Raw genomic sequence first — 13,172 nt, 5'->3', positions numbered from 1 at the left:
ACGAACTATAGGCATATAAGAGATTGGTAGATCTTTATTCCGGCTTCATCCATGCTTTCGCATTTATCCATCGCCCTTTTCGGTTTTCTGCCAAGGTCTAACGGTTTTGCCTCTTGCCTGAATTTGCCTATAACCTGATTCAGGCGAAACTTATGTTTTCGGTGGAATCAACCTCCTTTTCTCTGCCATCCTATAAATGAAATAGGAAGATCGGATTAGATATTTTTTTCTTTTGTTATGGCTTTATTATATACTATCCCGCCCTGATTTGCAAGTCTTTTTTTATAAAAATAATTAATTAATTATTAATTTTCAAATTGTATTGTATTATTTAGATTATTTAATTATTTTCGAATATTTATGCGATATTTATGCCCCAATTAAGATTGTTACTTTTTTGTCAATTCCATTGTTTTTTTGTAAACTTATGGTATAATGTGCGAAAAGGTTTAGTAAAAGGAAAAAAAAGGAGAACAGCTATGAGCCAGCGCAATTTAACCTTATTAACAGATCTTTATGAATTGACCATGATGCAGGGATATTTTAAAGAGAAAAACGCCAACGAGACCGTAATATTCGATGTTTTCTACCGCAGCAATCCGGGCGGCAACGGGTACGCGATCTGCGCAGGCTTGGAACAGGTCATTGAATACGTAAATGAGCTTCATTTCAGCCAGGAGGATGTGGATTATTTACGGTCTACCGGTCTGTTTGAAGAAGACTTTCTGGAATATCTCAACCATTTTAAATTTTCCGGCGACATCTACGCCATCCCGGAGGGCACGGTCATATTCCCTCGCGAACCCTTAGTAAAAGTCATTGCTCCCATTATGGAAGCCCAGCTGATCGAAACCGCTCTGCTCACCATCATCAACCACCAGAGCCTGATCGCCACGAAAACAGCCAGAGTCGTATACGCTGCCGCAGGAGACGGAGTTATGGAATTCGGCTTACGCCGCGCTCAGGGACCTGATGCCGGAATTTACGGTGCCAGGGCTGCCATGATCGCAGGCTGTATCGGTACCTCCAATGTGCTGGCAGGGAAAATGTTCCATGTTCCGGTGAGAGGAACCCATGCCCACAGCTGGATCATGAGCTTTCCCGACGAGCTGAGTGCGTTCCGCAGCTATGCAAAGCTATATCCCACCGCATGCATCCTTCTGGTGGACACCTATGATACGTTAAAATCCGGCGTTCCCAATGCCATCAAGGTATTTAAGGAAATGCGGCAGGCAGGAATTCCTCTTACCAACTATGGGATCCGTCTGGACAGCGGAGACCTGGCATACCTTTCCAAAAAGGCCAAGAAAATGCTTGATGAAGCCGGATTTTCAGATGCAGTGATCTCTGCCTCCAATGACCTTGACGAGACTTTGATCAACAGCTTAAAGATCCAGGGAGCCACCATTAATTCCTGGGGCGTGGGAACCAATCTGATCACTTCCAAGGACTGCCCTTCCTTTGGCGGCGTCTATAAGCTGGCGGCTGTCATGGATAAAAAAACCGGCCAGTTTGTACCAAAGATCAAGCTTTCTGAAAACGCGGAGAAGATCACCAATCCGGGCAACAAGATTATTAAGCGAATTTACAGCCGGGAAACGGGCAAGATCATTGCAGATTTAATCTGCTTGGAAGGAGAGGTCTTTAAGGAAAACCATTCCCTCCTCCTCTTCGATCCCATTGAAACATGGAAAAAGACCCATCTGGCACCTAACAGCTATACCATGAGGGATCTTCTTGTTCAAATATTTAAAGGCGGAAAATGCATTTATGAGACACCTGCCGTTATGGATATCCAGTCCTACTGCAAAAAGGAGCTTGATACCCTTTGGGAGGAGTCCCGCCGTCTGGTGAATCCCCATGAAGTCCACGTTGACTTATCAAATGAGCTTTGGCATATGAAGAACCAGCTGCTGGACAGCTACCATTTCAGAGACTGATCCATGGAGCAAGTCCATTGTTCACACTCTGGTCATAATCTTTTTACAGCATGGTCAAATTTTCTTCATATTTAACCGATATACTAAAAACATCAGAAAAAGATGTTGCCAACATACTTTGAGATAAAAATTTTTTTCATAATTGCCGGTATTCCTTCGAGGGATACCGGCTCCTCCCTTTTTCAGGGCTTCTTTTCAGCATTTCCTTTTACATCTGCTTTCTCACCACCGAGTAATCATCCCCGAATTTAAAATGTGGACAGCTTTGAAACGAATTGCTTAAGAAGCGTATCATCTCATCCTCATCCAGATTGATCTCACATTCATAACATTCGTATTCTTCATTATAATCATAGTGTATACAATATTCACAGCTTGCTTTCCGTTCCATTTAAAGCGCTCCTTTGCTTTTATTCCTTCTATAACTGATCAGGCCCATTGCCTTTTTAAGCAGCTTTCCTATGGTTCCGTCAATGATCCAGGCGGCTGCCAGGGAAATGAGAAACGTCAAAGCTGTCTCACAGAGGATCTTGGGCACATAATAATGTCTTATGAAAGTCTTTTCCACCAGCCCTCTGGCCACCTGCCCCAAAACCAGGTAATGGATGAGGTAGATGGAATAACTGTAACGGCTTATATGACCTGCAAGCTTTGCAAGGAATGGCATTTTAATATCCCCGAAATGCTCAAAGAACAGGAACACAGCCGCAGCAATTGCCACCATTGTGGGAGCCAAGTCGTGGATCCCGGGTGTAAAGGATGGGGTGAGGCATTTTTGAACCATTGTGATGCCAAAACCGGCAATGCCGAGAATCCCAAAGGGGAGATACCTGCTGCTGCCGTACAGGCGCTTTAATGCATAACCCAGGACAAAATACAGAAACCAGCCCTTAAATATCATATATTGAAGGCTCCCTCCTAAATCCAGGCCAAAGGCCGGAAGATAGGTACAGATTCCCTGGACGATCACCATAAGTGCAAGAAGGAGCTTTAAATCCTTATCGCTCATTGCCTTCATCATCCGGGCCAGAAAGGGTGCACAAAGGTAAAGCGCCATGATCACATACATGAACCACAGATGGGGCGTCATGGGAATGGTTCCCATAAAAAGCCCTTTTCCAAAAGCCCCTAAGTGTTCCTGCCACCTAAGGGGTTCCTGCCTTAAATAAATTTCATAATACCAGTAATAGATCCCGCTGTAATATGCAAAAGGGACAAAAATTGTCTGAAACCGGCTGCGGTAAAATCCCGGAATATCCTCTGTCCCTGATTCTAAAAGGAAGAGTCCGCTCAGCATAAAATAAATCCCTACAAATGATAAAAGCACCGGCAATAGGGCCGCCGAAAACAGCCATTGCCTGTAATTTAAGGTTTCCGCCGGAACCGCATGAATCATGATAATGGCAAAGACCGCAAGAGTCCTTAAATAATCGTATTTCACTTCCCGCTTTTTAAGCCCCATGTCTCTCCTCCCGCTTCCTCTGAACTTAGAAAAGTATAGCATATTTAATCCGATTTTGACAAATTTTTTATTTCATCAAAAAAAGTGTAGACAAATGGAAAATCCTATGGTATTATAATGAAGCTGTCAGAGATGACACACAAGAACGGCCTATTGGTCAAGCGGTCAAGACGCCGCCCTCTCACGGCGGAAACCCGAGTTCGATTCTCGGATAGGTCATAAAACGACACTATAAAATCTTGTATTTACAGGAGTTTATGGTGTTTTTTGTTTCATAAGAAGGTGCTTCCTATGATATAAAATCCCTCTGGAGAATACCCTGGGATTTGTCTCTCACCTTGGGGATCATCCTGAGGCAGGCTTTTGTTCTTAATCAGGCTTTACACAATTGAATGTTATTATTTAAGCCACAGAAACGCCGGACAGATGATCTATCCGGCGTTTCTTTTGCAGATAAAGGTCCGGTCTGCATGTCCGCCCTACCTTTTATGAAAGTAAATATGCAGGACAGGTCTTTTTACAGTTTGATTTAAAAAACAGTTTATAAAAGCTAGTCAAACGGATATCCGCAATCCGCTTCGCTGCTTAATTCGGTTAAAACTGAATGATCACAGGCTTATCCATTAACGATGAGATCGTTGCTGTGGCATCCTCGAGATAAAAAACCTCGGTATTGCCGTCATCGGCCGCGTACATTTTTAGCAGTGAGGGGTAGGTATCCAGCATATGCTGCCTTGCTTCAATCCGGTCATCCTCAATAGCCAAAGCTTCAATGCGGATCCATTTACCATCGGCCATACCGCAGATTTCAATTTTCGGATTGGCATGAATCTGTTTTGATACATTTTTGATCTTACCGGTTTGAATGTAGAGCTTGTCTTCAAAAATATCCACCGTACCAAATGGCCGGACTCTTGGCTGGTCGCCATCCATTGTTGCAATATAATATGTCTCACACTTTTTTAAAAAATCATATACTTCTTTCATTGGCTTATCCTCCATGTCTTAAGGGATTGACTGCTGTTTTTCTTTGCTATATAATAGTACGACAATTAGATGTGCTTTACAAGTAGGCATATGATTGTGACATAGTCATAAAAATATGATTATTGGAGAAGGAGCGGATTTCTGATGTCTGATAAATTTGATGCAAACAAATTATGTCCGGTAACTGTAACCCAGAATTTATTGATGGGTAAATGGAAATTAACTATTTTATGGATCGTCAGCCGCAGAACCAGGCGGTTTGGTGAACTGCAAAAGCTCATACCTGATGTGTCCCGCGGGGTCTTGGCACAGCAGTTAAAGGAACTGGAAAGAGATAACCTCATTCATAGAGAAGTTTATAAGGAAGTGCCTCCAAGGGTAGAGTACTCTATAACGAAAATCGGTGAGAGCTTTATTCCTATAATGACTCAAATTATGGAGTGGGGCGTATCATATATTAATAAGACAACCACCTGTAATGTGGATGTCTGCATCGCCAACAATTTCCCGTGTTCCAAGTGCAGCGAAATGTTAAATCTTGAAAAGCCGGCCATTGAGGGACTTGAATAAAAAACCATGTTAATTATATAACACAGAGATGGCACGGAGTTAATCCGTGCCATTGATTTAGATAACCGCTTTCATCCTGTATAAAGAAGAGACAGGAAATCACCTTTTTAAGTTTTTCTAATGATTTTTATGGAGACAACACAAACATCCCTTATGAGAAGAACAGCTTCCATACGGCAATTAATATAGAAAAGACAGCGATCCCCTTCTTTAAGAGATTCTGGTTTATCCTGACCGCATTTCTGCTTCCAAAGGTAACTCCCATACCGTGAAATACCAGCGCTGCTGCCATCACCGGCAAGAGGGATTTCATATTGCACTGCATCATGTATCCAATACAGGCAGGAATCCCTATAAACACTGAGTTAAACAGGGCGACACCCACTGCCGTTCTGATGCCGATACCCAGGACCACCAGGAGAGGCATGACCAGAACCGGACCTCCTGCACCGGAAAGGGCGCAGATCATGCCTGTCACAAACCCCAGGACCAGGGTTGCTGCCAGGTGGTCTGATATAACATAGCCTTTGTTCCCTTCCTCTTCCGTCCGGTCTTTCCTGAGAAGAATAGAAATTCCTGATAAAAGAACCACCACATACAAAAGAATTTTCACCATGGATTCCGGTATGATTAAGTTCAGTTTTACACCAATAACTGCTCCAAGAAGACTCCCCAGGCTTAAACGGATCCCAAAGGGAATATCCAGGTTGCCCGCTCTTTTGTAGTTTACTGAGCCAAGAGCTCCTGATACGATAAAAGCTGCAAAGCTGAGAGCCAGCCCCTCCGTTACACCCATCGACAAAGGCCCGGTATATACAATGGGAAGAAGAAATCCCGCCACTCCCGTAAGTCCTACAAATGCTCCTACCACCAGGTTGGCAGCCGCAGCAATCAGCCAAAATACCATGATCCAATATATCCTCCTTGTTTCTTCGTAATCATTACTTATTCACCGATTCCATATATTTCCCTGACTCATACAAAATCTTTTCCTCATCCATGGACAGCACTTCCCTGTCCTTCATTATTAGCCTGCCGCCTACTATCATATCCGCTACATCTCCGGCGTTGACGCATTCCAGCAATGTATGAAGCTTATTGCCTGTAGGACAAAGGTGGGGCTGATCCATGTTTATGCTTATGATATCTGCTTTGTATCCGGACTCCAGCCGTCCCAGGCTGTCTTCCTCGTAAAGAGCTGCTGCGCCGCCTTCCAGAACCATCCGGAAAATAGTTTCTGCCGGCATTATCTTTGGATTGCTGCCGGGCACACCATGATAAATGTTCATAAGAGAACGGAATATCTTCATCTCATTCCAAAGGCTTAAGCCGCCATGGGCCGCACCATCCGTACCCATGCCTATTGAAATTCCCATATCCAGAAGCTGGGGCGTATCCGGTACTGCTTTTCCGCAGTTGCTGAAAGGACAGTGGCACACCTTTACTCCTCTCTCCTTTATGAGAGCCTTTTCTTCATCAGAAAGAATCAGGCTGTGGGCGCCCAGGAAGTTGCTGTCAAGCACCTGCATTTTCTCAAGGTATTCGTAAGGCCGCATTCCTTCGCGGGCCATGATTCCATTTATTTCGCCCATATACTCATTCATGTGAGCCTGAAGCATAGTTCCCCGCTCCTTGGCATGTTCTGACTCCAGTTCCACCAAACGGCTGGTGCAGGAATTTAAAGCCCGCAGAGAGTAATATACCTTTAAGCTCCCTTTTCCATGAAATCTGTCATACAGGGAGTCCGTACGCTTTACCGCTTCCTTTGCGCTCATTGAAATGGATTCCGGAAGGCCCTCCTCATCCATTGTTGAGTAGGAAAGAGCGCCTCTTAACCCGCTTTCAGCATACACAGCTGCTGCATCTTCCATAAAGTAACTTCCTGCATCTATAAATCCTGTGGTACCGCTTTTTATCATTTCCAGAGCCGCAGCCTGGGCGCTGAGCCGCATCTTTTCCGAAGTCAGGGTGCTCTCAAAAGGAAGCATGATCCTGGTCCAGATAATTGGTTTTGCATCCAGCACAAACCCCTTCAGCAGCTGCTGTCCCGTATGTACATGGCTGTCAATAAGACCGGGCATGAAAAGCTTTCCCTTTCCATTAATGGTCTCAGAGGCCCGGTATTTTTTCCACAGACCTGCCCCTGCCTCTTCGATCCGTCCGGCATTTATGACGATATCCGTATGCTCCCGCAATGTTTCTGCACTGATTAACACACTGCTGTCCTTTATTAATAAATCGCATGTCCGCATATTTTTATCTCCTTAATGTTGCTAAATTACGCCTGCCAGTGACAGCAGCATCTGATCCCAGAGGCAGGAACCTAAGAAGGTTCCGGTCATAACAAAAATTCCTACAATCAGTATCTTCCAGCCCTGGCTGACAAAAGTCTTTAACTGATCGCTGATCGCCAGGCCTGCGAAAGCACCCACCATAGTAAAGGGAGCTGTAAAATTAATATTGGAGGCTGCCTGGATCACAAAATCCCTGACAGGAGAAACTGGGGAGGCTGACAGCAGTCCGATTATGGAACAGTAAGCCACTATGGGAAGCTTAAGGGGAAGAACCTTTGTTAAAAATACTGCAATCATGGAAATCACAATAAGTACTGTTAAGCCCGGAAGGGATGTGCTAAATCCTGTTCCATACCCGATAAAATTGGCCAGCCCTGTGCCGCAGGCAGCAATTACAAATAAGATAAGCCATTCTATGTATCTCATACTGTCTCCTCTTTCTCCTTATTCTTAAGGGTGATTTTCTCCAGCTTCGGCTCTAAGTACCTATAAAGCCTGTCCGTCATGGGAATAGCAATAAACATGGTGATATACATTCCGGTAATTCCAGCTATGGTCTCTCCCACACTGGCCATAGCAGAAATGGTATCAGCCCATTCAGGATAAATAGCGCACAAGCTGGCACTGGAGCTTGCCATCATGATGCCTGCGCCCACGCCGGAGGCCAATCCCAATGCCTGGGGATGGAACAGGCCCGTCATACCTACCACAGAAGCCATAAGCCCGAAATATATTGTCCCCACCATACCTCCTACGATATAGATGGAAAGGCTCCCCCTGGCCTCAGCTGAATCAGGGCCGTAAATATTATTGATCAGTGCCATGTGGTATTCCCTGTTAATAGAATGACAGGCTCCTATGGCCTCTCTCTTCATTCCCAGAAGAATTGCAACCGGCAGCGCCAGCAAAGGCCCTAACAAGTTGCCGAATCCATGGAGCAGAAGCACCGGACCGGACTGTAAGATGGTGTCGATGTTGGCTCCTGCCGTGATCCCCAGCTTGGCAATAAACGGACAGATGCCCACCACAACCAGCCTGGAGGCCGCCTTAACATGCTTGCTGTCCGCGATCTTAAGCACTTGAGGCCCGCTTAACACGCCTAAAATAATTGCATAAAAAATCGGAAACAGAATAAACATTCCTTTTCCAACAGGGATCTTAATCTGCCCTATATTATCCGCAATAAGGATAAAGACGAATGCCAGGGCAAATATCTTCCACTCCACCGCAAACCGTTCCTTCAGGGAACCATACACAAAAGTTTCTTTTTTGCTGCCGCTCATAAGAGCCCCTCCTTCCCAGCCGGCATCTTTATTCCCTGCCGGCTGTTACAATCTCCTTGTGTTGAGTATTTTATACAAAACATCGTCTTAAAAAAAGGACAAATGAGCACTTCCCACAAAAAATCCCGATTGATTTTATCTTTTAGATAATGGTATACTGGATGCAAAACAAAAGAATTGAGAGGATATGAATGACACTGACTGAGCTGGAAAACCGGGTTCCCGCTTTAAGGGAATATACAAAAAATATGCCCCATGATATACGAAACCGCTGCACCGTGCGGACCCATGCCGCAGGTTCCATCATACACCAGAAGGATATGGAGCTGAACTATTTTGGAATTGTAGCGGCAGGTGAAAATCGGGTCATCAACGAATTTGAAAATGGAAATGTCTATATGATCGAGGGTAATAAGGCCATAGATTTTATCGGAGAAGTTACCATACTCGCCTGTATGGAACGTACCTCCGTGACCATTGAAGCTGTGACGGATAACGTGGTTGCCTATATCAGCCGGAAGGATGCGGAGCGCTGGCTTTCGGAGGATATCAATATCCTGCGCCTGGCCTCCAAACACACCGCATTCAAGTTGTACCGCTCCTCTTACACCAACGGTGCAAAGCTGTTTTACCCTCCAGCCTATCTTCTGTTAGACTATATAGTGCGTTTCGGAAGGCAGAATGGCATGGATAATAAAAAACCTTCGGAAAACCTGACCATCAACCGGACGCGCCAGCTTCTCCAGGAAGAGATCGGAGTCAATGTAAAAACGCTCAACCGCACTATCTATCAGCTGAAACAGGAAGGATTCTTTCATGTCTGTAAAGGCAAAATTTCATTTTCCAGGGAACAGTATGAGGCTGCTGTCATATGGCTGAATGCAGCCAAGGATAAATAATGGGGGCCATGTTATTTCACGTAAGGAATATCTGCCCTGGGTTTTTCTAATGGAAAACCAGGTTTTTTCGTATTTTTTCTCTTTATTTGTCAGAGGATGCCACCGTAAGCTGCCAGACAGTCCTTCCATTCTGCCAAAGTTGGGCATACACTGTCCGGCATTTCCGGTATCTGGCAAACACCAGGGCTGCCTCCCGCTCATCGGCGTATACCTTCCAATAGCCGGTGCATTTGCTGTTCTTTCCCCCATTTTGGATAAACCCCACCACATCTTCCAGGGGATAACCGAGAAAAACGCCGATCTCATGGGGAAAATCTCCTTCCTGGTTCAGCCGTTCCTTTAGCCTGTTAAGTGCAGCCTCCACCTCCGTTTGCTCATAGCCGTAGGCTTTTAGGAACCTGCCCACTTCCGGCCTGCTTAAATCCGCCTGGAGGCGGGATTTCCGGCAGACATAGATAAGCGCCTTATTCCTGCGCCTGCACAACACCAGCAGGGATATTCCTTTCCCTTCCAGCTGGCTGTTTAAGCCTGCCAGCTGGTCTTCCAGTTCCTCTTCCGAGGAAAAGGGATGATTAAACAAGCTTGCCGTTTTGAGAGAGGCCAGTGTGGGAGAACAATATTCAATTAAATTTTTTTCAAGCAGCATATCCGCACCTCCGCCTGCGTTCCTGTTTCATGGAAATTGCTTTCGCAGGAATTATCCTGTTATGAATATTATAAGCAGCATCAGCTTGGATACTTTTCCAATTTTTGTCAGAATTTCTTTATTTCTTTCATACTTTCTTTATAACCTGGTCAAAATTCCTTCACATTTATCCTGTATGATAATATTATAAACATAAGAGATCAAGAGAAAGCGGTCAGAGCGCTTACATACATGTTTTTACTAAGTCGGCAGAGTTGCCCTGAAAGGCTTCTTTGCCGGCTCAACCTAAAAAGTAAAAGCCGGAATTACTGACACTTTTTCCAAAGCTTGAATGAACGATAGAATAAAGGACCGCTGCACCATAGGTAATTACCTATGGTGCAGCGGTCCTTTTTCTTTAGAATGGGAGTTGAAAGGAAAAACCTGTATCAACCCCCTTTTCTTAAATCTATTTCTCAGATTCAACAATCCCGAGAGAAGCATCTCCCTTTCTCGCCTTTTCCATGAGAAGGGAAGCCATTTTCTGAAAATTTCCTCCGGAAGAAGAGGCTCCGCTTACAGTATCGATTCCTTTGTCGCTTTGGGCCGCAAGGAAGCTGGCGGCATAAGTGCGGGTATAGCGGTTGGGGTAGGTCCCCTTTTGGTCGTTCATATTGCGCATATAGGGAATATCCCAGGATTTGATGAATCCGCTTGCATTTCTGGCATTGTATTCAACCGTAACAATCTTGCCGTTGCTGACGCGGATGGTGACAAATTCCTTCCAGCCTTTGCTGTAATCCGACATTTCCACCGTATAAAAGCCATCTTCCATCCTGCTTTCCTTTTTTTTGCAGCCGCTTACAGATAATACGACAAGAAGGAACAGGAAAATCATTAAAAAGCGTTTTCTTTTATTCATTGTGCATCTCTCCCTTCGGAATTGGTACGAAGACGGAAACGTCCGGACATTTCTTCAAGGCTTTGGGCCTGCTGTGCTAAATCCCCGCTTAAGGAAGCCACATCCCTGCTTGATTCAAGGTTCTGTCGGGCCAGCTGGGAGATCCGGGAGATGTCTGAGGACGCATTTTCCAGGCTGGACTTTTCATTTCCTACAAGCCTTGCCAAGTCCTCCGTGATCTCATAGGTCTGCCTGGATATATCCGTCAGCTCATTTAAGAAGCTGGCGGTAAGATTGGCATACTGGGATCCCTCTTCAACCGCTCTTTGGGAATTTCCGATCATTTCAGCGGTACGCTTGGAAGATTCCGCACTTTTTTCAGCAAGGTCACGGATTTCATTTGCCACTACGGCAAAACCTTTCCCGGCCTCGCCTGCATGGGCGGCTTCCACACTTGCGTTAAGGGCTAGAATGTTTGTCTGGAAGGCTATTTCCTCAAGGAATTTTGTGATCTTTGTTATTTCAGACGCATTGTGGCTGATATTCTTCATGGCCTGAAGGGTGTTTTCCATGTGTTCATCACCCATGGACAGCCTTTTCATGGACTGCTCCATAAGCTCACGGGCATTTCTTGCATGGTCGTCCACAATGACGATGTCTTTGGATATGGAGTCCGTCTCTTCCAAAAGCCTGTCAATGGCTGCTGACTGATGGCCGGAGGACTCATTCATAAAGCGGGCGCTTTGGGATACACCCTGGGCTGCACGGTTCAAGGTCTCAGCCGATTGCTGCAAGTCGTTGATCAGCTGGTTTAAGAAATCGGTTATGTTTTGAATGGAGTCCTTCATAATCACAAAGTCTCCAGCAAACTGGTTGCTGACGCTGACGTCTAAATTTCCGGCGGAAAGCTGTTCCAGGGCATTTTGAAGCTGGGAAATATATCCGCTCACCTTTTCAATGGTATCCTTTAAAGAATTGGAGAGGGTCTGGGCCTCGTCATTTGTCATCATCACTTCCACCGGACTTGTCAAATCTCCCTGGGCCAGCTTCTGTATCCTTTCTGTTACGCTTCCCAAAGACTTTGAGATTTTTCCTGCAAAGCGGGCGATGAACAGAACTGCAAGAAGGGTAAGGGTTATGATGATGCCTATATTGACCATAACAGCTGACTTTACGATGCCCGTAAAATCTGATTTGGGAGTTATGATGGCCAAATACCAGTTAGCACCTCGTACAGGCGCATAAACCACCAGGGTGTCTTTTCCATCCATGGACACAGAAGCCGATCCGATCCTCCCTGTTTTCATTGCATCAAAAACTTCCAGAAGCTTTGCATTATTTTTATAAAGAGAATATACATTCTCTCCGCTCTTGATGATGCCGGTATCAGGATAAGCCACTACCTGGCCGCTTCCATTCATAACAAATGCATGGCCGCTGTAGCCGATATGTATACTGCTGATCACGTCGTCAAGCATGTCATACTTGTAGCTTCCCACCAGATAATAGGTGTTCTGCTTTTCTGTGGTAATGGGCATTCCCACGGATACTTCAAGTCCATTTTCTCCCACAAAGGTATCCCCTATGACAAGGTTCTGGGTCTCCTGCATCATGGAAAATAAATCTCCCCCGGAAATATCGGCAGGACTGTTTCCGTTGCCGGTGTAGAGCTTGCCATCCTGAGTATAGAGAGCCAGCCAGACAAACTCTATGCCTGATGCGGCCTTATTAAGGACCTGGCGCTTTTCTTCCATGGTCGCTTCCTCTGATGACAGTTCCTGATTTTCCCCGATCATAAATATGCGGTCTGCCATGATATGCAGACTGCTTTCAACACTTTTTGAAGCAGTTTTAGCAAATGGAATAAGAGTTTCCATCAATGTGGCATTGGTCAAAGACATTGCAGAAACCGACAATACAATAGTTGTAACCGCAGAAATAATTATGATGACAATTAATGTGTTTAAGATGATTTTCTGCCGAATTCCTTTTAAATTCATATATCCTCCTTTGTATTGTTACATAAATAATTTAATACTTATAAAATAATATAACCGATTTCGAATAAAAAACAATAGCTTTATGGAAATAAAAGAGATTATTGGTAAAAAATGTCATATTGGTTTTAGAATTTTTTAAATGAGACACAAAAAAGTCTGCTTAATAACCATGGACCAGTCATTGATGAGCCCCTTCCCCCTGTCAGTCACT

General features: G+C 44.8%; 13 protein-coding genes and 1 tRNA gene. 4 read left to right on the top strand and 10 right to left on the bottom strand.

Translation table 11 applies throughout. The features are described 5' to 3' along the window. Positions 1 to 479 precede the first annotated feature (479 nt). Positions 480 to 1,940 (top strand): nicotinate phosphoribosyltransferase, encoded by a 1,461-nt coding sequence (locus tag K401_RS0118820; protein ID WP_024294411.1) that lies wholly within the window; start codon positions 480 to 482, stop codon positions 1,938 to 1,940. 208 nt (positions 1,941 to 2,148) lie between these two features. Here the strand turns inward: K401_RS0118820 and K401_RS0118815 are convergent, their stop codons facing one another. Continuing rightward, the gene (locus K401_RS0118815; RefSeq protein ID WP_024294410.1) at positions 2,149 to 2,331 is read right to left on the bottom strand and encodes a DUF6472 family protein; all 183 of its coding nucleotides are present in this window, start codon (positions 2,329 to 2,331) and stop codon (positions 2,149 to 2,151) included. Then, complete coding sequence (locus tag K401_RS0118810) at positions 2,332 to 3,402, bottom strand: acyltransferase (RefSeq protein ID WP_024294409.1); 1,071 nt, start codon at positions 3,400 to 3,402, stop codon at positions 2,332 to 2,334. It abuts the gene before it with no gap. A gap of 147 nt (positions 3,403 to 3,549) precedes the next feature. Here K401_RS0118810 and K401_RS0118805 point away from each other — a divergent pair. Then, positions 3,550 to 3,621, top strand: a tRNA-Glu gene (locus K401_RS0118805). A gap of 375 nt (positions 3,622 to 3,996) precedes the next feature. Here K401_RS0118805 and K401_RS0118800 read toward each other — a convergent pair. Then, positions 3,997 to 4,389, bottom strand: a complete 393-nt coding sequence (locus K401_RS0118800; RefSeq protein WP_024294408.1) for a pyridoxamine 5'-phosphate oxidase family protein — start codon at positions 4,387 to 4,389, stop codon at positions 3,997 to 3,999. Between the two features lie 144 nt (positions 4,390 to 4,533). On the opposite strand from K401_RS0118800, the gene K401_RS0118795 reads away from it, so the two are divergent. After that, positions 4,534 to 4,959, top strand: coding sequence for a winged helix-turn-helix transcriptional regulator (locus tag K401_RS0118795; RefSeq protein WP_024294407.1), 426 nt, complete (start codon positions 4,534 to 4,536; stop codon positions 4,957 to 4,959). A 151-nt stretch (positions 4,960 to 5,110) separates the two neighbouring features. Here K401_RS0118795 and K401_RS0118790 read toward each other — a convergent pair whose 3' ends face one another. From K401_RS0118790 to K401_RS0118775, 4 genes are read right to left on the bottom strand one after another with little or no spacing between them, the layout of a single operon-like run. Further along, the gene (locus K401_RS0118790) at positions 5,111 to 5,866 is read right to left on the bottom strand and encodes a sulfite exporter TauE/SafE family protein (RefSeq protein WP_024294406.1); all 756 of its coding nucleotides are present in this window, start codon (positions 5,864 to 5,866) and stop codon (positions 5,111 to 5,113) included. A 34-nt stretch (positions 5,867 to 5,900) separates the two neighbouring features. After that, positions 5,901 to 7,211, bottom strand: coding sequence for an amidohydrolase family protein (locus K401_RS0118785; RefSeq protein ID WP_024294405.1), 1,311 nt, complete (start codon positions 7,209 to 7,211; stop codon positions 5,901 to 5,903). A 21-nt stretch (positions 7,212 to 7,232) separates the two neighbouring features. Next, positions 7,233 to 7,679 carry a hypothetical protein gene (locus K401_RS0118780; protein ID WP_024294404.1) on the bottom strand — a complete coding sequence of 149 codons (447 nt, stop codon included), beginning with the start codon at positions 7,677 to 7,679 and terminating at the stop codon, positions 7,233 to 7,235. Next, positions 7,676 to 8,536 carry a DUF3100 domain-containing protein gene (locus K401_RS0118775; RefSeq protein WP_024294403.1) on the bottom strand — a complete coding sequence of 287 codons (861 nt, stop codon included), beginning with the start codon at positions 8,534 to 8,536 and terminating at the stop codon, positions 7,676 to 7,678. Before K401_RS0118775 ends, K401_RS0118780 begins: the two co-directional genes overlap by 4 nt. 191 nt (positions 8,537 to 8,727) lie before the next feature. On the opposite strand from K401_RS0118775, the gene K401_RS0118770 reads away from it, so the two are divergent. Continuing rightward, a complete protein-coding gene (locus K401_RS0118770) occupies positions 8,728 to 9,435 on the top strand; it encodes a Crp/Fnr family transcriptional regulator (RefSeq protein WP_024294402.1) in 708 nt (235 codons plus the stop codon). A gap of 82 nt (positions 9,436 to 9,517) precedes the next feature. Here K401_RS0118770 and K401_RS0118765 read toward each other — a convergent pair whose 3' ends face one another. The 3 genes from K401_RS0118765 to K401_RS0118750 all read right to left on the bottom strand — a co-directional run bounded on the left by K401_RS0118765 (position 9,518) and on the right by K401_RS0118750 (position 12,961). After that, complete coding sequence (locus K401_RS0118765; RefSeq protein ID WP_029700879.1) at positions 9,518 to 10,081, bottom strand: DUF3793 family protein; 564 nt, start codon at positions 10,079 to 10,081, stop codon at positions 9,518 to 9,520. A 448-nt stretch (positions 10,082 to 10,529) separates the two neighbouring features. Then, entirely contained in the window at positions 10,530 to 10,982 is a 453-nt protein-coding gene (locus K401_RS0118755; RefSeq protein WP_024294400.1) for a hypothetical protein, read from the bottom strand. Next, positions 10,979 to 12,961, bottom strand: coding sequence for a methyl-accepting chemotaxis protein (locus K401_RS0118750; protein WP_024294399.1), 1,983 nt, complete (start codon positions 12,959 to 12,961; stop codon positions 10,979 to 10,981). Before K401_RS0118750 ends, K401_RS0118755 begins: the two co-directional genes overlap by 4 nt. Between the last annotated feature and the right edge of the window lie 211 nt (positions 12,962 to 13,172).

Source organism: Lacrimispora indolis DSM 755, assembly GCF_000526995.1.
Taxonomy (GTDB): domain Bacteria; phylum Bacillota; class Clostridia; order Lachnospirales; family Lachnospiraceae; genus Lacrimispora; species Lacrimispora indolis.
The sequence above is the reverse complement of the archived record's forward strand: the minus strand, read 5'-3'. Positions and strand labels throughout refer to the sequence as shown.

Coding starts and splice junctions, on each gene's coding strand:
- K401_RS0118820 (WP_024294411.1), top strand. CDS start 480: ATGAGCCAGCGCAATTTAACCTTATTAACAGATCTTTATGAATTGACC.
- K401_RS0118815 (WP_024294410.1), bottom strand. CDS start 2,331: ATGGAACGGAAAGCAAGCTGTGAATATTGTATACACTATGATTATAAT.
- K401_RS0118810 (WP_024294409.1), bottom strand. CDS start 3,402: ATGGGGCTTAAAAAGCGGGAAGTGAAATACGATTATTTAAGGACTCTT.
- K401_RS0118800 (WP_024294408.1), bottom strand. CDS start 4,389: ATGAAAGAAGTATATGATTTTTTAAAAAAGTGTGAGACATATTATATT.
- K401_RS0118795 (WP_024294407.1), top strand. CDS start 4,534: ATGTCTGATAAATTTGATGCAAACAAATTATGTCCGGTAACTGTAACC.
- K401_RS0118790 (WP_024294406.1), bottom strand. CDS start 5,866: ATGGTATTTTGGCTGATTGCTGCGGCTGCCAACCTGGTGGTAGGAGCA.
- K401_RS0118785 (WP_024294405.1), bottom strand. CDS start 7,211: ATGCGGACATGCGATTTATTAATAAAGGACAGCAGTGTGTTAATCAGT.
- K401_RS0118780 (WP_024294404.1), bottom strand. CDS start 7,679: ATGAGATACATAGAATGGCTTATCTTATTTGTAATTGCTGCCTGCGGC.
- K401_RS0118775 (WP_024294403.1), bottom strand. CDS start 8,536: ATGAGCGGCAGCAAAAAAGAAACTTTTGTGTATGGTTCCCTGAAGGAA.
- K401_RS0118770 (WP_024294402.1), top strand. CDS start 8,728: ATGACACTGACTGAGCTGGAAAACCGGGTTCCCGCTTTAAGGGAATAT.
- K401_RS0118765 (WP_029700879.1), bottom strand. CDS start 10,081: ATGCTGCTTGAAAAAAATTTAATTGAATATTGTTCTCCCACACTGGCC.
- K401_RS0118755 (WP_024294400.1), bottom strand. CDS start 10,982: ATGAATAAAAGAAAACGCTTTTTAATGATTTTCCTGTTCCTTCTTGTC.
- K401_RS0118750 (WP_024294399.1), bottom strand. CDS start 12,961: ATGAATTTAAAAGGAATTCGGCAGAAAATCATCTTAAACACATTAATT.